A 21,526-nucleotide genomic window follows, 5' to 3' on the forward strand; every position below is an offset into this window, starting at 1 on the left:
TTACGGGTCCCGATAAAAATTTGATGATACCGATTCTTTTGGCTATTTCTCCTGTATACTTATTACATAGAGCTTGTCGCAAAACAGGTCATGCAGTTGATCTGTCTTTGACCGGAAATGTCCCTCTCATCTCTTGTATCGCTTTCGTCATTGTGTGTCGTTTGTTTCCCTGCTTCCTTGTCGGACACCTGTCCCACGATCGAACAAACAAACTATAACCAAGAAAGGGTGCGAGAACGATTTTTGAAGCCGGCATGCTGCTCTCGTCTTTCGATTCTTCCTCTATAATCGAGCGTTCCCATCATCGCGCGATCTCTCATGCTGTCTTTTATTCTCTCTATCAGCAATTACAGACCTCTGCGAATCTTTCACCCTACGAATTTTCTCTGATCAAGGATGCGCTTATCCATTTGCTACAAAATGGCTCTTTGCCAATTTTGCCGCTATCCCTTTCAACTACGCGACGTCCTTCTGCACCTCAATCTGATCCTGTGATTCCAGCTCTCAGCCATGTCTCACATTCAGCTCCCAATTGGAAGAGTCTTCTTTTCGCATGGGCCGAACACAGCCAAGAATACCTAATCGCTGTCAGTGACGAGGGGGGTGTGCTGTTTGCTAACAAGCGGGTACAAGAACGATTTTCGTTATATGAAGGTCTCGTACTCGAAGCAGATTGGGTACAAGAACGCTTCAGCAATTGGTTTTTGGAAGAACTCGATCTGAGGGAAAAGACGGGATATCGCCTTTTTCTTATTCGCCCATGCACGTCTACCTTGTCAAAAGCAGCTAGCAACTACTCGTTTTCAGAGATTCAAACGAATAGTCCCCTCTATCAGGCCCAACTACATACAGCCCGTATCGCTGCACAATCGCTATCGAATACGTTATTGCTGGGAGAAACAGGCTGTGGCAAAGAAGTCCTAGCACGCGCCATCCACTCATCCAGTTCGCGAAAAGACGGCCCTTTTCTTGCAGTCAATATCGCAGCACTTCCTCGCGAACTTATCGCCAGTGAGCTGTTTGGATATACAGAAGGAGCTTTTACTGGAGCAAAAAAAGGAGGGCAACCCGGAAAATTTGAAGCAGCAAATGGAGGAACGCTTTTTGTCGATGAAATCGGGGAAATGAGCATGGAGCTTCAAGTGCTTTTGCTTCGGGTACTGGAAGAACGCAAAGTGACGAGATTGGGCTCTCACGAAGAAAAGTCATTGGACATTCGGATTATCGCTGCCACCAATCGTTCCATTGAAGCAGATGTACGGAATGGGCTATTTCGTGCAGACCTTTACTACAGGCTGAATGTCCTGCAAATACGCATCCCTCCCCTGCGCGAACGCAAAGAAGACATTGCAACCTTGGCTGACGAGTTCCTCCAGCAGCTTCATACCCAATACGCTGCCGGTCCGACAGTCATCTGTGAATCTGCTCTGGCAATCTTACAACAGCACTCATGGCCCGGAAATATTCGTGAGCTTCGCAATATCGTAGAGCGAGCATTTTTACATGCGTACGGCGATTCGTGGCTCACCCCTCACCATCTCCCTAGTGAATGGCAGCAACAGTACGGATTGCAAGAAGCTTCTGGGGAACCTTTGCCATTATTGCGCGAATTAGAGCGACAGACGATCCAGCAAGCCATCACACAAGCTCCGTCAATCAGCGCCGCTGCCAAAAAACTAGGAATAGCGCGAAGTACCCTGTATCGAAAAATGGAAGAGTTAGGAATCGGATAAGGAAATCGGGGGATGAGCTGAAGCAGCTTGTCCCCCGAAACATTTTACAGATGCCCTATTCGTCAGCGAGTGCTCGCCGTATTGTCATTCTTGCTTCCTCTGCCACTTCTTCGTCATTGTTATCAATGGCTTGCATCCAGAGCAGCATCGGAATGTACACTGCCATCATCCTGGCCAATATTTTTGTCTCTTCATCCACTTCTCCATACGCATGGAAAAAAGGCTGGCGGGCATGTGGCGGTAAAAAACTGTAGACCACATTTAAATCCGCTCCTGGGTGACCCACGTTGAGATCTCCCCAGTCAATGATGCCCGCTATCTGCCCAACTGCATCTACCAGCATATTTTTCACATGGAGGTCTCCATGCAGAAGCACTTCACGTGGACTTATTCGGTTGATCACGACTTGCCCCAAATAATTCGCGATCGCATCCCGATCCTCCTCCGAAATATGTACAGCCAAGGTAGACAAGAACGTCTGCATCTTTTCTCTTCTCTGTGCAATGTCCAGGAGGTTCCTGTGATCATGCTCGACTCCGTTTTCGCTGGCACGCTGGGGCGGAAACGCGTGCAGTCTTTTTAAAAATGTCGCAAGTGCCACTGCCGATGAAGCCCGCTGTTCGTCGGTCAGCCCTTTTGGAAACGTTCCCGGTACGAACGTGTACCCCAAAAAAGAGAATGGATAGTCGTTGCTAGGTTCACCGTAAAAAACTGGCTTCGGATACGGAAGCGTCAGGAATTCCGCAAGCATTGGCAGCAGTAACCCTTCCTTTTGGATCAATTCCACAGCGACATTCCGCCTGGGAAAACGGAAAACATAATCGTCCCCCACGCGAAAGACCACGTTATCCCAACCACTGCCGATAAGCTCAATAGGCATAGAAGATAGCTGCGGAAATTGACGGAAGATGAGTGCGCGCGCCAATGGTTCGGATACTTCCCAGTCAGCATCCCATGGATTTGCGGTGGTCATATTTGCCTTCCCTCCTATTGTGATTATGTTTCACAGCTACGAATGCGTAGAACGGATCACATAGACACATTTCTTCCCTCCGATTGCCACGCATTCCGTCCGTTCTACACTCGTCTGGAGTAACGCTCGGTAACAATTAAGCTCTCTTTCACAGATCATCTGATACCGGTCTGCTACTTTAAAATATGGACAATTGTGCTGCGTGATCACAAATTCCTCATCGCTTTCCTGTTCCCATCTCGCCATAAATCCGTTCTCATCTTGTATGCGAGCCATCTCTGCCACCTTTTCAGATAGCTCTTTTCCTTCCATTTGTCCCTCGTATTTCTGGATAATCTTCTCTTGCTGTCTTGCGAAAAATTGATCAACTCGGTCTTTCCCGTCTGCCAGCACGATATGCTCAATCAAATCCACGGCTAATTGCCCGTAATCATTCGGAAATTGCTCGTTACCATGCTGTGTCAACGAGTAATAGTGCATCGGTCTGCCTGCTTTTTGACGCCCTACTCTGCAAACAACAAAACCGTCTTTTTCCAAGTAGATCATTTGCCTGCTCACAGCTACCTTTGTGAGCTCCAGCTTGTTTTGCAAATCTTTTGTGCTGAGCTCCCCTTCCCTTTTCAGCAATAAAAGAATGTATTCACGTGTAGATAGGTGTCTATATCTCTCCATTTTCTCTTCGCCCCTTTAATTGGAAAAGAACGATACGCTCACAGTATATGCCCTTTGCAAAACTAATTCAACAAACATGTTTACAAAGTGACAGTCTTTGTTCATAGCGAAATCTACACACTTACAATTTATTAAACATTTTGGTTGAATATATATAAATTCGTGCATATACTGTAATTGAAGTGCAAGGTGCTTTTTTCCAAAAAGGATAGGTGAAACGAATGAAACCTGTATTCTCCCTTCTTCGTGAACGACAGGTCGAGGTGACTGATCAGGAGCCTTTGGCGGCACATACTACCTGGAAAATAGGCGGACCAGCAGATTTATTAATCACACCGAGCAGTAAATCCCAACTGATCATGGTTCTACAAATACTGAATGAACATCATGTCCCCTGGATGGTGCTGGGAAAGGGCTCCAACCTTTTAGTTACAGACAAGGGTTATCGTGGTGCGGTCATTAAATTAAACAAGGCTTTGGACTATGCCCGAATCGTGGGCAATCAGATTTACGGAGGGGCCGCCTACTCCTTGATCAAGCTTGCAGCGCTGGCAAACAAGCACAGGCTCAGTGGCTTGGAATTTGCAGGAGGAATACCCGGGTCTGTAGGCGGCGCTGTGTATATGAATGCAGGTGCGAACGGATCGGATATCTCTGACATTTTCCATTCTGCCGAAGTGATCACGCAAACGGGAGCCATACGCCGCCTGCGTGCCGTAGATTTGGATTTTTCTTATCGCCACTCTTCCTTGCAAGATACTGATGTCATTATCACGGAGGCTATCTTTGAGCTGACTCCGCGCGACAGCGAAAGCATCAAGCTCCAGTGGAACCAATATAAAGAGAAGCGTTTTAAAACACAGCCACTGCCTTTTGACTGTGCAGGCAGTGTGTTCAGAAATCCTCCAGGCCATTTTGCTGCAAAGCTCATTGAAGAGGCTGGCCTAAAGGGCATGCGGTATGGCGGAGCGGAAGTATCGAGCAAACATGCCAATTTTATTATGAATACCGGCAATGCCACCGCACTTGATGTATCGATACTCATGACGCAGATCCAGGAAAAAGTGCATAGCCAATCAGGTATCCCGCTTATTCCTGAGGTTGTGATCGTAGGTGAACAGTAAGCTTAAAAAAGGGAGTTCTCACGATGATACAAATCAGCGAAGCTGCCGTAACTCGCATTCAGAATATGCTCGACCAAGAAAGCTCTACTCTGTTCATTCGTTTTGGCGTGAAGGACGGAGGATGCTCCGGCATGACCTACGGACTCGGTTTTGATGATACCTATCAGGATGGCGACACCACGATTCATATGGATGGCGTGAAGCTGGTCGTCAATCCGGAAAGCTATCCGTATGTCGATGGCGTCGAAATCGATTACAAAGAGACAGGAATGATGGGTGGATTTACGATCCAAAATCCGAACGCAATTGCAACCTGCGGATGTGGAAGCAGCTTCCGTACAGCGCTACATCGGGGGAAAAGAGAAAAGTGCGAGTAAACCAACGAACGAAAATGGCTGGTCACCATGCCAATCTAGTTCTTGCTATTGGCGATCATGATAATAGCCCATTCGTTCTTCCCACCAACATCAAAAAGCCGATTCTCTCTTAGAGAAAATCGGCTTTTTGCCCGTACTCGTCACCCCTCGCGCTTCGTCTCGATCGATAACCCTTCGACATGCTTGCGACTCATCATTTTACGCTTCTTCCGGTTCTCTTTTGTCTCGAATACGATGTCCATGTCGTAATCGGCCGGATACAGTTCTTTGCCCTCAATATGCAAGACAAGGCGCTTTTTGTTGATTTTATATTTCTGATTTTGAATCATGACGCCAACGATACCTTTGGAGTCCTCCGCGGTAAACACGATGCCGGTTCTTCCGAGATAGGAAATGAATACACAATCACCAACAGCAAATGGTTTGTCACGCTTAGGTGTGGCTTGCGTATCTGTTGCTTTTTCTGAACCCTCCTGCGGAAGAGGTTCATGCTTTTCCTCTTCTACTTCTACTGTCACTTCCACTTCTTCTGGCTCTTCTATGATTCCTGTCTCCACATAATTCGGTGCCTCATACTCTTCCTGCCCGTCGTCTTGGTATTGATCCAGTCTTTCCGTAGTGGAAGTCGTAGCCGCGAATCCATTCCGAGTAATTTCCCGAGAACGCTGAATCATCTCAAACGGGATACCCAGCTTCAGTGCGATCAGGAATGCGTAGCTCTGGCCAGCTTCTCCGATTCGCAAGCGATACAGTGGCTGCAAGGTCTCTTCGTCAAATTCCATTCGTGCATTTTGGAACCCGGCAGTTGCGGAGGCAAAATTTTTGATCTCGTTAAAATGTGTATTCACAATTACCGTCGCACCTCTTCTGTGCAGCTCCTCCAAAATAGCAATGGACAGGGCGACACCTTCTCCTGGATCTGTGCCAGTAGCCATCTCATCAATCAGAACGAGAGTCGAAGCGTCGGTAATCTGCAAGATTTCCAGGACATTATGAATATGCGCGGAAAACGTGCTTAACGCTTGCTCGATGCTTTGCCCATCCCCAATATCAACCGCGATGTTGCGGAAAATGGAGAAGCGACTCCCTTCCTGTACAGGTACGAGCAAACCCGACTGTACCATCATGGTTAATAGCCCGATTGTTTTCAACGTCAATGTTTTCCCACCTGTATTGGGACCTGTAATAATAAGCGATTTGTATTCGCGACCAATCTTCAAATGCAGTGGCACCATTTTCGGACCAAGTAGCGGATGTCGCGCTTCCTTGACATCAATGATCCCTTTGTCGTTTAGTTCTACATTCGCACCTCCGATTGCCAATGCGTACTTCGCTTTTGCGAAAAGGAAATCATACATTCCAACGGTCTCGACATTCACAGCCAGTTCGTGCATATATTCTTCTGCGAACGCGGACAATTGCATCAGTACTTTCATTACCTCGCGTTCTTCCTCTGCCTTGAGTGCTGTCAGCTCGAACTGTACGGAGCTGATCTCCGTCGGTTCCATATAGACGGTTTGACCGCTCGCCGATTCATCTAAAACACTGCCAGCTACTTGCTTGCGATGTTCTTTTTTGATGGGGATGACATAGCGTCCATTGCGTGTACTAATGACATTTTCTTGCATGATCGAACGATATTTGTTCATGATGGAATCCAGCTGTCTTTTCAGGCGCTCTTCAAAAACGACAATGCGTTTACGCACCTTCAACAATTCTTTGCTGGCGGAATCGACAACTTGCCCATGACGGATGCATTGTTCGATTTCATTTTTCAATTTTGGGGCGTCGTACATCGTTGCTGCGTAAGTACTTACGCGTGGCGCCAATTGTGCTTTTGTCGCCATGTACTTCGTTAGCTGTGAGCAACTCGTTAGGAACAAGTACAGATTCGTAAAATCGCTTACGCTCAATACATATCCCGTCCCCAGAAGGGACAGTATCTTCTCCATCCCTTCCAGTGCGGGAATTGGGACACTGGCTCCATTTTGCAGGATGTTTTTGGCTTCTGCTGTTTCGTCCAACTTACTCCGCACTACTTTTACAGAGTCCATCGGCATCATTTGTTCTACATGCTTTTTCCCTGCGTACGATAAGGCGTATTCCATTACTTTTTCTTTGATTTTGTCGTATTCGAGACGCTGTAATGCTTTTTCATTCATGACTGATTTCTCCTTTTTATAAAAAATAAAAAAGGGCGAAGAATGAACAAATGTCATTCTCCGCCCTTTTTTGGCATACCTAAACAAAACGCAACCAAATAAAAAACCGCGCTGAACACAGCACGGATTTTGGACGCAATGATAGGGTTTTCACCTAAGGCATTGTATGATATCCGTTGTTCTTAACTAATTCCAAGGCCGATTATCACCCAACACAAAGAAACTTTGCTACGCGGCAAAATTTCAAATGATGAATCAAGACCTTTTGTATGGAATTGCTTTAGTTAAGAACGACCGCCGACATCAACATCTCTCCCTAGATATGGTTCTCTTTACTTTAATGCATGTGATCCTCTACCGTCAAGCCGTTTCCCATTTGTACACCTTCACACCAAAGCCCGCAAAAATATCGTCAAGCTGTTTACTTACCACATCCCAGTCCCCACCTGCTAATCCGCAGCCAATCCCGTATGGAATGGCGATGGTCAGATTTTCTTTTTTCGCCAGGGAGAGAACTTCTTCTAACCCTTGTTGCAGCATGTCATATTTCGTTAAGACGCCTTTTTTTCCATAACCAAGCTGTGCGAAAAGGTTGGCAATGTACTTCCCTTCCCCAACCTGACAAAGCAGCACTTGTCCAAGAAGGTCTCCACGTGCAGCCGCATACTGCTCGCAAAGCCGCTTGTACTCTGTATAAACACTTGGATATTTGGCTTTTATTTGCTTGGCAAGCCCTGCTCCCATCACACCCATGCAGTTGACCTGCTGTACGATGATATTTTCCTTGGCTTCCAAAATATTACCTGGTACGACTTGTACCCATTCATTCATTGCACTCATTCCTTTCCCTTACACTACATGAAGGGATTTCTTTTTACGCCTCAGGAACCACAGACAACCAAAGTAAAGCAAGGAAGCAACAACGCCCATGACGTAAAACTTCGGCAGAACAAAGGCAAAGGAGCGCGTAACGATTAAGAAAAGCATCATGGTCGCGATCATTCCAGCCCCCATGTATAGCATCGCTTCTAGCAAAAAAAGGTGACTTCTCTTGTTCCATCGTACTCGCTTCATGACCCAATCAATGAGGAGTGATTGTGGAATTCCTAACAGAAACACCGTCGGGAACGTAAACATAGCGATAAGAAGAATCGAGAAACGATCCTGAAAATACAGAAGCGCAGTCCCAAACGTAAAGATAAAACTGGCGAGTATACCCGCAATAAACCTTTCAGCCATACCGGTCATTCACTCCTTGCTCCCTACACCTGCTCACGTATAAACAGGTCTGGATAGATCACTACAAGTCCATTAGCATCGACTGTGATGTTCTCCACGAATGTTCCTGCCTGGTATTGATAGACAGAGGAGTCTGCTTTGCTTTCTAGCAACGTATACTGCTGCTGTACTTGTCTATACGTCAACTCATGGGCTGAGAAATAGGCTACTTGGATAGACTGAGGTTCCCATGGAGCATACGACACCCGGCGGATCGGCAGTGTATTTGTGAATGGTGTACAAGAAATATCGATATCAATACAGCCAAAGAGCTCAGGAATAGACTCACCCGACTCGTTCGTCCAATTTCCCCTGCCATCCGATGAGAAATGCAGAGCTCCTTCTTCACCCATGACTCCCATTGAAACTTCTCGCGTGACCCAATTTGAATCAAGGACAATCTCATATTGGATTCTTGATATGGTTTCATCATCCAGCTTCCCGATCACCATGCTGTTTACGTGGATTCGGTTCAATCCCTCCCGTATTCTCAAGTGCTCATATCCGACACCTGTCGTTGGTTTCCAGATAACATTCATTGGTAACATGCGAACCCCTCCGATCATTTGTTCCCCTTTTTTTCATCCTATCATTTCTTGGATGAAAATGGTAGAGTCCCGTTTTATCGGCTTACCTAACGCATATCTGATTTATTGATTGAATAGAATATTTTTACCGGAAAAGCATGGAAAGGAGACAATCTATGGATAATCCCTCCTTCTCCTTAACACGACCTGAAATGCTATCCATTATTCGCAATGGTCTCCCACAAGCTCACTCCCCTCTCAACATCATTATCGTAGGCGCAGGAATGGCCGGTCTTGTTTCTGCTTCCTTGCTAAAAGCAGCGGGACACAACGTAACGATTATAGAAGCATCGGACCGGATAGGCGGCAGAGTTTTCACATTGCGCTCTCCTTTTACCCATGGTCATTTCCTAGAAGCTGGTGCCATGCGCATTCCTCACACACACGATCTAACATTGGCATATGTGACAAAATTCGGTCTTCCCCTTCAACCGTTTATCAACAATTCTCCGAACGACATCCTCTTTGTAAATGGCATCAAAACGAGGCGTTGGATCTATCAACGCGATCCGGACATCCTCCGTTTCCCTGTAGCTCCACATGAAAAAGGCCGTACGTTCGACGAATTGGCCGGGGAAGCCATTAAGCCTGTCATCGACTTCATCAATCTCAATCCAACGACGAATTGGCCCATTGTCGTCCAAAAATACGATCGTTTTTCCATGGATCAATTCATGCGCTTCAATCCTGTTGGCCCTTCCTTATCCGCCCCCGCTATCGATATGGTCAAGGTCATGACTGGATTCGAAGGATTCCCTGAGCTGGCCTTTCCCGAGATTTTACGAGACTTCATCCTGTTCGATCCTTCTACACGATATTACGAAATAGCAGGGGGATTTGACCAGCTACCACAAGCATTTCTCCCCCAATTACAGGAGAATATCTACTTCCAGCATAAAATGACGAGAATCTATCAGACGGGAAATCAAATTACCATTTCTGGCGTGTGTACCCACACAGACGAACTGTTTCAGATGACCGGTGATATCGCAATTGTTACCATCCCTTTTACCGTTTTGCAGTTTGTACAGGTCGAACCGTACGACCTCTTCTCCTATCAAAAATGGAGAGCCATTCGTCAGCTCCACTATGTTTCCTCTTCCAAAATAGGAATCCAATTTTCTCAACGATTCTGGGAAGCACAGGGAATACGGAGCGGACAAACAGTAACGGATTCGCCTATTCGCCTCTCCTACTTTCCCAGCCACGGCTTTGATCAGCCTGGGGGTATCGTATTAGTCAGTTACACATGGGAGGATGACGACCTTCCGTGGCTCAGCATGCCGAAAGAAGAACAGGTGATGCAAGCGGTAAAGCATCTGGCTGACATTCATGGGGAGCAGGTGTACAACACCTTCGTTACAGGGATCACATATAATTGGGCGTTGCAGCCTTATGCTGCTGGTGCTTTTGCCTTGTTCAAACCATTGCAGGAGACGGAATTTGCTTCCTACATTGGTGCGCCTGAAGGAAGAATTTATTTTGCGGGGGAACACACCTCGAATGAATATCACGGCTGGATTCAAGGGGCGATTGAGTCTGCTTTGCGAGTGGCTGTAGAGGTAGGGAAAAAATGAGCGGGAGTCTGCACGATGAAAAATTCCGTACATTCCCCCGCCGCTTATCGACTACTATTTTTTTACGATTTCTTCTCATATTCTTTTCTCAGTAGCGCCAACTTCACAAGATCAATGTACATCCCATTTTCAAATTCCGTTTCTCGATGGATTCCTTCCACTTGAAAGCCAAATTTTTGGAGCAAATGAATGGATGCCGTATTTCGCGTATCTGCGTCAGCTTCTATTCTGTTCAGATGCATATGCGTAAACCCGTACGCAATAATGGGCCGCAGTGCTTCCGACATGATCCCCTTATTCCACCACGAAAAATTCAGATCATACCCAATCTCCGCTTTGTTATGTACAGCATGATAATGTTTGTAGCCGCAGCTACCAAGAAATTTTCCAGTGGAACGATCCGTGACCGCCCACCTGAGTCCCTGTTTTTGTTCAAATAAGTCCCGATACCATTGAAGTTCATTTTCAGCATCTGCTATTGATTGAAACCTCGCTATCCCTACATATCTCGCCACCTCTTCATGTGACAAAACTTCATAAATATCTTCTATGTCTTGTTGATCAGGTTGTCGAAGGATCAATCTGTCTGTTTCGATGACAGGGAATTGATCGAATATAGTTGGGTTACTCACGAAAAGAACCTCCTCGTATACATGGGATAGGAGAGTATTGGTGCCCATCCCCTTCCATAATCTCGTAGTAATATGGTTAATTATAGGAAGGACGTATAGGATAAGCAAAGTGTAAATAAGTCCTCTTGATTAATTAGGAGGTGCTATCATTGCTAAAAAGAGTCCAAACATACATGTACATCACGGTAATGTGTATTGTTTTCCTTGTTGAGTGGTTTTCCTAAGCATTTTGTTAATTTTTGTAACCATTCCGTCTAATCAGCGTTTTACCTTTCGATAAGAAAGACTTGAAAGGTAGGTGATTGGCATGGACATAGCTAGCAGATGGAAACACATTTTCTCAAAGAGCATTCCAGCTACTATGCGGCTTTATTTAGCTTTTTCTTTCTTCGTTTATGGGATAGTGAAGATACCTGGTCAGTTCAGCCCCCCAATACGTTTACGTTTGATCCCAGTCCAGATGAGCCGCTTATTTTGGCGTGGCACTTTTTTGTTTGCATTTGATATTTCAGCCAAAAATTACAGTCTGCTTCTCACTGTAGAAAAAACCTTGATTTACCAAGGTTCTAAACTTGCTCCATCTATTCGCACTACAGAATCTTACGAAAATGACATTCCATCTCTCCAGCCAAGGCTGCCGGAGTATCACCTGTTTCTCGGAAATCATGGGTATAAATCGTTTCAAACAGCCCAAAATCAGCTTGCTTATAAAATTCAAAGCAAGGGAACCCATCGTGCGCTCCTTCGATCTGTACAAGACCATCCCTATTCGCCGTTACCGATAATAAGTAATCAACTGGAGGCGCTTGCTCATTCAAGGGATTACTCGCACTTGCGCTCATTTCAAAGCTCACTTCTTCATCCGATTTCCATACCATATTCCTGCACAAAATGCCCTCCGTACTCGCTTTTCCTTTTCGCAGCTGAATCGAGCCATCAGGATTCGTGATCTTCTCTGTTGTGATTCCTGTGTTCTGATAAGTAAAAACTTCTTTTTTCATAAAGTCTACGACAACCTCTTGCTCCACTCTGGAACGCATGGTGTTAACGGCATAAGGGGTAAATTCACGTGAATCGCCTTCGAATTGAATGACTTTTCCTGTTTGCGGGTCTGTCCTAGGTTCTGTCCATGACAGGGGGATAAATACACTCGCTCTTATTTTGATCTGATTCACCATACTTGGCACCTCCATATGTGATTGTTCTTCTAAGATAAATATGTGATGTTTTCGTGAGGAACGAACTCCATGCAGATATCTTCAAATTCTTTGCAATCAGCCAAATTGGACAGATTCATAGGGGTTTGTATCCTTTCTACGCCCATCTTCGGATTCACCAATAAATAATACGCCATGAGCAACGCTTTTCTATAATGATCCTGGTTTGGTTCACGCACGAGTAGCTCGCAGATGATAGCTGTTCTCTTTTCCCCGTCATAGTGTAAAGCGAGATGATAGTCCCAAAATGGTATGGAGCTTTTACTCCCAGCAGAACAAACAATAGGGAAACGAGCATGTACAAAGTGATTGATGATCTCATTTACTTTATCCGTGCTTACCTTCTTCATTTCGTTGTCAACGCAGCTTATTCCTTGATGAATCACCTGATAATAAGGCACATTCAATAGATGCTCCCTAAATCTCTCTATTAATTCCCCGCGCAAAAAAATAGGACCTATCATGATAAAGTCCCCCTCATTTTCGTGTGACTGTACTTCTTTTTTCGACACGTAGAAATATTATCCTATAACTTTCTTCTCAAAAAATTCATCCTAGAATGTGCAGTCTCAAGCCTCATCGAACTTCTTAATCGCGTTTGAATGAGAGCCATGTTATGATTCAAAAAGATGAGAATTATCCAATGATTACCAGGTGTAGATTCACATAACATCGTATGAGTAAGGTGGGATTATGATGCTGCATGAGAATGCCAACCCCCACGCTCCAGACAGATGTATTTTTCTCGTTACTGGGATTATGGCTTCTGGAAAATCAACCGTAGCTCAGTTACTTGCTGAAAAACTGAATCGAAGTGTTCATCTAAGAGGTGATTCGTTCCGACGAATGATTGTAACTGGCAGAGAGGAGTATATGCCTGAACCGTCAGAAGAAGCCCTTCGTCAGTTGTGGCTTCGCTACAAAATAACAGCCTCTACGGCAGACACTTTTTTTGAGGAAGGATTTAATGTCGTTGTTCAGGATGTTGTGGTCGGCCCCTTTTTGGGCCAATTTGTTGAAATGGTCCGGAACCGTCCGTTGTATGTTATAGTGCTCACGCCAAACGAAAAAGCGATTGAAGAGAGAGAAGCTTCCCGTTCCAAAACAGGATATGGTGCTTGGACGATTTCTCACCTCAATAAAATTTTGCAGACTGATACACCAAAGCTCGGTATGTGGATCGATTCTTCTGAGCAAACTCCTGAGGAAACTGTCGAGGAAATCTTGCGGCGAATCTGCCTTGAAGCCTTACCTGATCCTTTGCCCGCTCTCCATGAAAAACCTGAGTTCGGTGTAATCCCGAACTCAGGCAATTCGATCGTCTAACTGCTTACACTGCGTACATCGTTGGCCAGAAGTACTCTACACCTTCCGCGTACAAGAACGCTTGGAACTTTTTCAGCTCCTCTGGTGTATTTCGGACAGCGCGAGGAGTCAGGCCATATTGCAAGCAATATGCTGTCAAATAACCAGCTACTTCACCGACGTTCCACTCTACTGGGTGGAGACGGAAGCATCCATTTGTAATATGCGTAACCCCAAGGTTTTTGCCCGCTGGCAGCAGATTATTTACACGTACAGGGATTAAGCTGCCCAGCGGAATCTGGAATGGATAGGTAGACACATCGACGTAATTGCGGTTCGCAGTGCTCGGATGCAGGTCGATTCGGTAGCTGCCCACTCCAACGGAATCATGGAAGGCTTCTGCTTTGCCTGTTGTGCGGACAAATGCACTCACATGCTGTTCCAACACGGTGAATTCAGCTTTGATCCGGCGGGATTCACGAATATATGGATACATCGCCAGTCCATCCTCTGTTCCCATTACATCCTTGCGCAGTCGCAGTCCTGGATACCCTTGTCCACCATCTGGGCGAGGCGCCTCTGTTTGCATCCAATACAGAAGGGAGAGGCTCAACTGTTTACCGCCGTAGAGGTGACGTTGACGCTCTTCCTCTGGAACATCAATGATCGAACCCAGCCAGTAATCATTTTGCGGCCAGTTAACGGTCGATACGCCACTCTTGTACAAACCGGTTTGGAAGTTTTTCGGATCAGCAATCTGACGATATGTGAAGAGTGGAAAATATTTAGTACCCGGGAACAGCTCATAACGTACAGAGTCAGCAGTATTTCGCGGATTGGAGCCTGTCCAGCTGAGCAGCTTGTCCGGCCAGAAATCTGCTTTGTAGTTTCTCCAGAAGTCATACGTTTCCGGCTTGGCAATCGTATGATTTTCTCCCTCCAAATAATCCATGGCAAAGCAATACGTAAACGCCTGAATATCATTTGGCTGCGGCGGCCCGACAACCGCATTTGGCTCTCCTGTTTGATCGACTGATTCAGCGCCAAGTACATATTCTACGCCGGCTTGCGGGAGTACATCTCCACATTCTGTCGCGTCCAAGAAATACGGTGCTACTAATTCATGAAAATCATGATGCTTCTGATCTTCTACTGTGATCGACAGTACGTTATCGCCAGCCATGCGAACGGCATGCAGCTTATGATTCGTCAGAATAGTAAGTCTACCGCTATGAATATAAGGAGCAAGCATCTGATAAAAAACAGCTAGCGCTACTTTTGGTTCGTGGCAAAGGCGACTTACGGAACCGTTACCAGGGTCAAGATTCGGGATGACACGTGCTTCTGCCGTCATTGGATAATGGTTGCGATAATAGTCACGCACGCTGTCACGGAATGTGCGATAGCTTCGCGTGCAACCAAACTGTTCGATCCATGGATGCTCATCTGGCGGTACCGCTTGACTCGTAAATTGACCGCCAATCCAATCAGTCTCTTCCGTCATTATGACTGATTTTCCTGATTTTGCTGCTGCCAGTGCTGCTGCGCAGCCACCAGTACCTCCCCCAATGATTACCACATCAGCATGAAGTTCTCTCATTCTTCTTCCCTCCACATTTTCTTCTTTTTGGTTGTTTCTGCCAATTAATACGCAAAAAATGACAATAGGTTACAAATTTCGCAGAAAAAACTAAATATTTTTTCTATTAGCTTCTACTTGTACAATCCGTGACTCTGCATCAACTCCTCAATTTTGCCTCTGAGTTGATGCCACTTTTCATCCCCTTCCTGCTGTCTCTTACCAAACCAGCATTCCTCATCTCCACCCTGAAACTTGTGTTTTGGGGTGAGATTTTCTTTGCAAAGATCCCAAAACAAGAACACATGTTATCTAGAATTCATCAGTAAACTGAGTTTAAGATAGCTAAATCAAGAAGGAAATTATAATGTGTCACATGATTTTCTGATGTAGAAAAATTATAATTACATTATATTAATTACGAATGTACGTTCGCAACTTTTTTATTCAAGTAAGACTGGAAGTGTTGATTCTACACGGCTTTTCGAATTACAAGCCCCTTAGACTCAGTAAAAATAGTATTAGACTGATCTCAAAAACCGAAACAGCGGTAGCCTTGGACGAGAAATTAATGTCCTAGACTACCGCTGTTTTATTGAACTATCGAACCCATTAGTTTAATCACAACTAGCATTTAGTGTTATACCCTATCCTCCCGATATGCCTGCCTTAACCGCTCAATCTGGGCGAGGTGGTCACGGACATGCTGGACGCGAAATTCCAGCAGCTCTTTGAACGCGAACCGCGCTCCATCGGGATATTGCCCGACCCGCTCAAGCTGCTCGGGAGTCAGATTTGCCAGAAGCGGCAGCATGCTGGACCGCAGCATTTGGAACAGGAGCAGATGCTGCTCGCAGTCCAACCGTTCATATCCTAGGTTATCCGCCCAGGCTTCCTGATCAAATGATAGTAGAAGCGGTTCTTCCTCCGCCAAGACTTTTCTCAGCCGATGTGTCGACAGGATTTCGCTATCGGTCACATGGATCACAATCTGATGGATGCTCCATTTGTCCGGTGCAGGTTGGAAACGCAGTTCTTCCTCAGACAATCCTTCGACGGCTTCTCGCAGCAGCGTATAGTCTTGGCTGTACTCCTCGATCAGCTTTTCCATCCGATCCTCTCCTTCATCATATCGCGTAATTTTCTAACTTCTATTACCTGGCCATTTGATTTAAAGAATTCTATACCCTTTAAACCATGTTAATTACATGAAAAAAGTGCCATACGAATATATCGTATGACACATTATATCATTCTCTAGCAATATAGCTAACTAATAATCAAAATTATCACTCTAGTTTACAAGTAGTTCTCAATTAAATATATAAGAACACAATGCGAACAGTCAAGAAATATTTTCCTTTTCTATCTATTATTTGCAATGATTTGAACGATAGAAACCAGAGTAAAGTGTACGAAGCACAAAAAAATCCCTCCAGCTCAACTATCTCCAGCATGAAGGGATTTTTTCATCATTTTTATTTAAACAAATTAATCGTGGTAATAATGATCGGCATCGCGAACACATCAATCAGGAAGGCACCTACGATCGGAACGACTAGGTATGCTTTTCGTGACGGACCAAATCGTCCAGTTACTGCCGCCATATTCGCCATAGCGTTTGGTGTAGCTCCCAGACCATGTCCTGTAAAACCTGCGACCATTACTGCGGCGTCGTAGTTTTTGCCAAGCAAACGGAACAGGACAAAAATACCAAACAATACAATGAAGACAACTTGTACAAACACGATTACGAGCATTGGAAGCGCTAGATCTGCAACTTCCCACAGTTTGATGCTCATCAGTGCCATGGACAGGAAAATTCCCAGCGTCACATCACTGATCAGATTGATACTCTTCATGTCGATTGCCTTTGGATTGAGCTTGTCCACGATGTTACGGACAATCACCGCTACGAACATTGCTCCCACATAACCTGGCAGAACAAATCCAGTTGCGATCGAGAACAGCTCTCCCAAATACGTTCCCAATGCCATACAGAATGTAATCAGCAGTACTTGGATGAAGAAGGTATTTGACGTAATCGGTTGTACTTTTTCTTCAACTGTTTCTACTACTTCTTCGGTTTCCGATGGCTTCAGATCGTATTTTGTAATCAAATATTTCACAGTTGGTCCGCCGACCAAGCCCCCGGCTACGAGACCAAAGGTAGCTGCCGCGATCCCAATCGCCAGCGCAGATTGAATGCCCATGTCCTCGAGCGTTTGTCCAAAAGCGCCAGCCGCTCCATGTCCACCTTCCATGGAAACCGCTCCAGCCATCATCCCGATCAATGGATGAATACCGAACACTGAGGCCAAGGAAACGCCAATTACGTTTTGTGCCAAAGCCAAGAATCCACATGCCAGCCAGTAAATAACGAGTAGCTTACCACCTAGCTTGATCAGCTTAAAGCTCGCTCCCAAGCCAACCGTCGTGAAAAAAGTGAGCATGAACAAGCTTTGCAACGAAGTATCCAATGTAATTTGTAAAATTCCGGTCGCTTTCAAAGTGGTTGCAATGACAGCGAACAACAAGCCGCCAACTACTGGTGCCGGGATACAAAACTTTTGCAAGAAACTAGCCTTTTTTACGAGGAATGTACCTAATACGAGAAGTGCTACTGCGAGAAAAATCGTCGTTACTTGATTAAGTGCTAACGTCATCGTTGTCTCCCCTTAGTTCTCTAGTAGTAATCCCATGATGGCTTCATTCGTCAAGTAAGCACCTAGCTTTACTGTTCTTCCGTTTTCATCTAAAACCGGATTCACTTCACAAACATCAAAAGAAAGCGTTTTCTTATGAGCGGCAACGGTACGGATCAAAGTGCGGACAACCATTGGTGTTAAGCCAAATGGAGATGGAGCACTAACTCCCGGTGCAAAAGCTGCGTTTAAAACATCTGTACACAGCGTCAGCATGACATGATCGTGTTTTTCGATGAATTCGCTTACAGATAAAGTAATTTCGTCCATTCGTGCGTCCGTCATCTCTTCTTCATACACGTAACGGACACCGAGCTCCTCTGCTTTATCAAACAGCTCCTGCGTATTTCCGAAACGCTGAATCCCCAACACAAAGTAGCTGCTATTTTTATCATGCTCTAGTATTTGCCGAAACATCGTCCCAGAAGAAGGCTGAACTTCATAGGAACGCAAATCGAAATGAGCGTCAATATTGATGATTCCCAGTGAAGCCTCTTTTCCGATATGTTTTCGGACACCTACGTAATGTCCATACAAGGTTTCATGGCCGCCGCCTAAAATAATGGGCGTCATGGCTTTGGAAAAGATAGCAGAGACGGCGTTCCCCAATTCTTCCTGGGCAGCTTCTAGCTCTTCGTTTTGACAAGCAACATTCCCCACATCAACAATCCGTTTCCCTTCCTCCACTTTCCAAGGAAGGCTTGCAAGCGCTTGCCGAATTGCGTTTGGAGCACTGGCAGCACCTAATCGTCCTTGGTTGCGCCTTACTCCCTCTTCACATTCAAACCCGATGATGGCCACGGTGCGATCCTTGGCAGCTAGCAATGTATCCAAGTCCGTTATTTCCACAATCTGATGGTAACGAAAACTGCTTCTTCTCTCCGTATGGTCAGTCCGGCCGGTCCACAAATCTGCTGATACATTCTTTGGCAAGCTATTCATCCTTTCTGAACCTTTTGTTTATTGATTATATAATGACAAACTTATTATTTCTAATATATAATTTGTATAAATTGATAGCTTCAAGCTATAAATGAGGGTAGGCGATCCATTTGGACATCAAACATTTGCACTATTTTGTGACAGTTTGCGATCAGTTGAGCTACTCCAAAGCCGCACAAAAACTGCATATTTCACAGCCTTCCTTAAGTAACGCGATTAAAAATCTAGAACAAGAAGTCGGCTCTCCACTGCTCGAGAGAAACACGAGAAAAATGGAACTAACGGATGCTGGTAAAATTTTGTACCAGAAATCATTGCTGCTTCTTTCCCAAATGAACATGCTGAAAAAAGAGATGGACGAAGTAAAGCTGACTGGAAGCGGAGATCTTATCATCGGCATTATTGAATCTGTGAAGCATTGGATTCCGAAAGTCATTCGCGAATATCAGGGGCGTTTTCCCTCTATTCATATCAAATTGATCGAAGTACTGAGTGGGAAAGCCGTGAAGGAATCACTGCGGAAGTATCATACGCATTTACTCATTACCAACCAATTCATCGATGAAGAAGATATCGAATCATTTCCTCTGTATGATGAACGCTTAATGCTGGTACTGCACAAGGATCATCCTCTGGCCAAAAAGGAATCTGTTCGATTGAAAGACTTGGAGAGTGAGCCTTTTATCATTAGTACAGAGGGATTCCAGACGAGAGAGGATATTTTAACGGCCTTTTCGCTTGAACAAGTGAACCCGCATATCAAATTTGAGATCGAGCGCTTTGAAACCGCGTTGACTTTAGTGCGGGAGAATCTGGGGGTTACGATTATTCCTGAGAACTATTTATCGGGATCAACAGATGCTTCGCTTGTTCGGAAAACGATTGAATCACCTGCGTTGGAGCGGACGGTTTATTTGGCGTATATGAAAAATCGTTATTTAGCGCCGGCTGTGCAGGCTTTTTTGGAGGAGGTTCGGGCGAAGTTTACAGCCCATTTCTAATCTGGTGAGACACGGATTTGTGGATGGTTACGAAAATGGCACACTCATTTTATCGGTTACAGATTTCAGATTTCACATTTCCCTCATCTTTTTATATAATTGGGAAAGTCTTGAAAACATTCAAAAGCAGGTGATCCTTTGGTCCAAGTAGGCGATGCTTCCTCTACCTTTTTCGTGTTCCTCCCGCTCTTACTCTTCTTATTTTTGAACATAATTAACATTGTCATCAGTATCTGGGCATACCGTGATGCGAGAAGACGAGGAAATAGCAAGGAATTCTCCATTATCGTACTTGTTGCTTTATTGTTTTTTCCGATTATTGGGTTGATTGTTTATTTGGTGATTCGGAAAGATAAGTTTTAAAAAGTGAGGAATTCTATTTTCCTTGCTTTTTTATTTTCTAGGAAAATCAAGCTTATATAAAAAAAGCAGTCGAACAGGGGTATCCTTCCTGCTCAACTGCTTTAGCGGGTAAATTTATGACTAGTCTCTCGTCACATTGAGGATCAGATCGTTATCAAATCCACCGATTGTGATGTCAGAATAGCACTTGATCATTTCTGTTAGCATTACCTTTGCTTCCAGTCTAGATAATGGTGCGCCCAGGCATAAGTGGCACCCTTTTCCAAAGGATAAATGCTTATTGCTGTTAGGTCGATGGATATCAAATTGATCTCCCTGTGCAAAGGTGTTTTCATCACGATTGGCAGAACCGAGCCATGCCATGACGATTTCGCCTTTTTTCATCAGACTTCCGAACATATCCGTATCTTCTTGAACCTTGCGCATCAAAACCTGTGCGGGAGGACGGAAGCGCAATACTTCCTCTATCGCTTGATCTACTAGTTCCGGATTCTCTCTTAATTCGCGATATACGCCTGGTCGATCTAGTAAAAAGCAGTAGAAAACACTGAACAAGAGCGTACTTGTCGTTACATTTCCAGCAAGCAGCAAGCTGATTGCAATATCAATAATCTCACGGTCAAATAGTTTTTGCCCTTTATATTCTGTTTGCGTTAAATCGGAAAGAAAATCTTTTGCTGGGTTCTCTCTTTTTTCTTGAATGATCGGAGAGAGATAAACGGCCATTTCCTTCATGGTTTCTTCCTTCTTGAGGTTAACATCCTCATACGTTTCGCGGGTTCCAGAGGTGATGAGAACATCGGACCATTGTTTGAACAGCATCCAATCACTGGATGGTACACCGAGCAAATCGGCAATGACAATCACCGGCATCGGGGCTGCGAGATCCCCTAAAATTTTGATGCTTTGCTTTTCTTTTACTTCCTCCAACAAATGACGTGAAATTTCTTGAATACGCGGCTCCCACTCCTGGAGCGTTCTTGTTGAAAATGCCTTTGTATAGAGAGCCCTCCTTTTTCCGTGATCAGGTGGGTCCATCTCTGTGATTCCCTTGTCTTTTAATGCGAGGGAGCCAGCGATTCGTTTGCCTGTATCGCTTGAAAAAAGGTGATAATCGGTCAGCACACGTTCTACATCCGGATACAGAAATACGTTCCAAACCTGTTGCTTTTCATCGTAATGTACGGGGCTGTTTTTTCTCATTTCTGCATACCAGCCGTACGGTTCAAACTGTTGTTGCAGATTCTCGGCACCTGATATTTCATTCGGGAATACTATTTTATTCATTTCTTTCACTCC

The 21,526-nt window shown here is 44.9% G+C and carries 21 protein-coding genes; 7 read left to right on the forward strand and 14 right to left on the reverse strand.

What is annotated here, in order from left to right:
• Positions 1-254 precede the first annotated feature (254 nt).
• Positions 255-1,733, forward strand: coding sequence for a sigma-54 interaction domain-containing protein (locus tag ACFYU8_RS08565; RefSeq protein ID WP_390294007.1), 1,479 nt, complete (start codon positions 255-257; stop codon positions 1,731-1,733).
• Positions 1,734-1,788: 55 nt separating this feature from the next.
• Here ACFYU8_RS08565 and ACFYU8_RS08570 read toward each other — a convergent pair whose 3' ends face one another.
• Together ACFYU8_RS08570 and ACFYU8_RS08575 are read right to left on the reverse strand one after the other, a co-directional pair.
• Positions 1,789-2,706 carry a phosphotransferase gene (locus tag ACFYU8_RS08570; RefSeq protein ID WP_390294005.1) on the reverse strand — a complete coding sequence of 306 codons (918 nt, stop codon included), beginning with the start codon at positions 2,704-2,706 and terminating at the stop codon, positions 1,789-1,791.
• A 36-nt stretch (positions 2,707-2,742) separates the two neighbouring features.
• The gene (locus ACFYU8_RS08575; RefSeq protein ID WP_390294003.1) at positions 2,743-3,378 is read right to left on the reverse strand and encodes a helix-turn-helix transcriptional regulator; all 636 of its coding nucleotides are present in this window, start codon (positions 3,376-3,378) and stop codon (positions 2,743-2,745) included.
• 221 nt (positions 3,379-3,599) lie between these two features.
• Here ACFYU8_RS08575 and murB point away from each other — a divergent pair, with 221 nt between their 5' ends.
• Positions 3,600-4,502 carry a UDP-N-acetylmuramate dehydrogenase gene (gene murB, locus ACFYU8_RS08580; RefSeq protein ID WP_390294001.1) on the forward strand — a complete coding sequence of 301 codons (903 nt, stop codon included), beginning with the start codon at positions 3,600-3,602 and terminating at the stop codon, positions 4,500-4,502.
• A gap of 23 nt (positions 4,503-4,525) precedes the next feature.
• Positions 4,526-4,879, forward strand: coding sequence for a HesB/IscA family protein (locus ACFYU8_RS08585; protein WP_390293999.1), 354 nt, complete (start codon positions 4,526-4,528; stop codon positions 4,877-4,879).
• 140 nt (positions 4,880-5,019) lie between these two features.
• Here ACFYU8_RS08585 and ACFYU8_RS08590 read toward each other — a convergent pair whose 3' ends face one another.
• The 4 genes from ACFYU8_RS08590 to ACFYU8_RS08605 all read right to left on the reverse strand — a co-directional run bounded on the left by ACFYU8_RS08590 (position 5,020) and on the right by ACFYU8_RS08605 (position 8,867).
• Positions 5,020-7,041: an endonuclease MutS2 gene (locus tag ACFYU8_RS08590; RefSeq protein WP_390293997.1), complete on the reverse strand. Its 2,022-nt coding sequence runs from the start codon at positions 7,039-7,041 to the stop codon at positions 5,020-5,022.
• A gap of 360 nt (positions 7,042-7,401) precedes the next feature.
• Positions 7,402-7,872, reverse strand: coding sequence for a macro domain-containing protein (locus ACFYU8_RS08595; protein ID WP_390293995.1), 471 nt, complete (start codon positions 7,870-7,872; stop codon positions 7,402-7,404).
• Positions 7,873-7,890: 18 nt separating this feature from the next.
• Positions 7,891-8,280: a hypothetical protein gene (locus ACFYU8_RS08600; RefSeq protein ID WP_390293993.1), complete on the reverse strand. Its 390-nt coding sequence runs from the start codon at positions 8,278-8,280 to the stop codon at positions 7,891-7,893.
• Positions 8,281-8,303: 23 nt separating this feature from the next.
• Positions 8,304-8,867: a putative glycolipid-binding domain-containing protein gene (locus ACFYU8_RS08605; RefSeq protein ID WP_390293991.1), complete on the reverse strand. Its 564-nt coding sequence runs from the start codon at positions 8,865-8,867 to the stop codon at positions 8,304-8,306.
• 155 nt (positions 8,868-9,022) lie between these two features.
• On the opposite strand from ACFYU8_RS08605, the gene ACFYU8_RS08610 reads away from it, so the two are divergent.
• On the forward strand, positions 9,023-10,483 hold the full coding sequence (locus tag ACFYU8_RS08610) for a flavin monoamine oxidase family protein (RefSeq protein WP_390293989.1): 1,461 nt from the start codon (positions 9,023-9,025) through the stop codon (positions 10,481-10,483).
• 62 nt (positions 10,484-10,545) lie between these two features.
• On the opposite strand, the gene ACFYU8_RS08615 is transcribed toward ACFYU8_RS08610, so the two are convergent.
• The 3 genes from ACFYU8_RS08615 to ACFYU8_RS08625 all read right to left on the reverse strand — a co-directional run bounded on the left by ACFYU8_RS08615 (position 10,546) and on the right by ACFYU8_RS08625 (position 12,796).
• A complete protein-coding gene (locus ACFYU8_RS08615) occupies positions 10,546-11,115 on the reverse strand; it encodes a GNAT family N-acetyltransferase (RefSeq protein WP_390293987.1) in 570 nt (189 codons plus the stop codon).
• 590 nt (positions 11,116-11,705) lie between these two features.
• The gene (locus ACFYU8_RS08620) at positions 11,706-12,293 is read right to left on the reverse strand and encodes a DUF3238 domain-containing protein (RefSeq protein ID WP_390293985.1); all 588 of its coding nucleotides are present in this window, start codon (positions 12,291-12,293) and stop codon (positions 11,706-11,708) included.
• 29 nt (positions 12,294-12,322) lie between these two features.
• The gene (locus ACFYU8_RS08625) at positions 12,323-12,796 is read right to left on the reverse strand and encodes a hypothetical protein (RefSeq protein ID WP_390293983.1); all 474 of its coding nucleotides are present in this window, start codon (positions 12,794-12,796) and stop codon (positions 12,323-12,325) included.
• Between the two features lie 229 nt (positions 12,797-13,025).
• Between ACFYU8_RS08625 and ACFYU8_RS08630 the strand changes: the two genes are divergently transcribed.
• A complete protein-coding gene (locus ACFYU8_RS08630) occupies positions 13,026-13,658 on the forward strand; it encodes an AAA family ATPase (RefSeq protein WP_390293981.1) in 633 nt (210 codons plus the stop codon).
• Positions 13,659-13,662: 4 nt separating this feature from the next.
• On the opposite strand, the gene ACFYU8_RS08635 is transcribed toward ACFYU8_RS08630, so the two are convergent.
• The 4 genes from ACFYU8_RS08635 to hutG all read right to left on the reverse strand — a co-directional run bounded on the left by ACFYU8_RS08635 (position 13,663) and on the right by hutG (position 18,863).
• A complete protein-coding gene (locus ACFYU8_RS08635) occupies positions 13,663-15,237 on the reverse strand; it encodes an FAD-dependent oxidoreductase (protein WP_390293979.1) in 1,575 nt (524 codons plus the stop codon).
• Positions 15,238-15,856: 619 nt separating this feature from the next.
• Positions 15,857-16,327 carry a DinB family protein gene (locus tag ACFYU8_RS08640; RefSeq protein ID WP_390293977.1) on the reverse strand — a complete coding sequence of 157 codons (471 nt, stop codon included), beginning with the start codon at positions 16,325-16,327 and terminating at the stop codon, positions 15,857-15,859.
• A 367-nt stretch (positions 16,328-16,694) separates the two neighbouring features.
• On the reverse strand, positions 16,695-17,882 hold the full coding sequence (gene gltS / locus ACFYU8_RS08645) for a sodium/glutamate symporter (protein WP_390293975.1): 1,188 nt from the start codon (positions 17,880-17,882) through the stop codon (positions 16,695-16,697).
• A gap of 12 nt (positions 17,883-17,894) precedes the next feature.
• Positions 17,895-18,863, reverse strand: coding sequence for a formimidoylglutamase (gene hutG / locus ACFYU8_RS08650; RefSeq protein ID WP_390293973.1), 969 nt, complete (start codon positions 18,861-18,863; stop codon positions 17,895-17,897).
• A gap of 110 nt (positions 18,864-18,973) precedes the next feature.
• Between hutG and ACFYU8_RS08655 the strand changes: the two genes are divergently transcribed.
• A complete protein-coding gene (locus tag ACFYU8_RS08655; protein WP_390293971.1) occupies positions 18,974-19,864 on the forward strand; it encodes a LysR family transcriptional regulator in 891 nt (296 codons plus the stop codon).
• 138 nt (positions 19,865-20,002) lie between these two features.
• Positions 20,003-20,227, forward strand: coding sequence for a PLDc N-terminal domain-containing protein (locus ACFYU8_RS08660; RefSeq protein WP_390293969.1), 225 nt, complete (start codon positions 20,003-20,005; stop codon positions 20,225-20,227).
• A gap of 120 nt (positions 20,228-20,347) precedes the next feature.
• Here ACFYU8_RS08660 and ACFYU8_RS08665 read toward each other — a convergent pair whose 3' ends face one another.
• Entirely contained in the window at positions 20,348-21,514 is a 1,167-nt protein-coding gene (locus ACFYU8_RS08665; protein ID WP_390293967.1) for a cytochrome P450, read from the reverse strand.
• Positions 21,515-21,526: the final 12 nt, after the last annotated feature.

Source organism: Brevibacillus sp. NPDC003359, assembly GCF_042878995.1.
Classification (GTDB): Bacteria; Bacillota; Bacilli; order Brevibacillales; family Brevibacillaceae; genus Brevibacillus.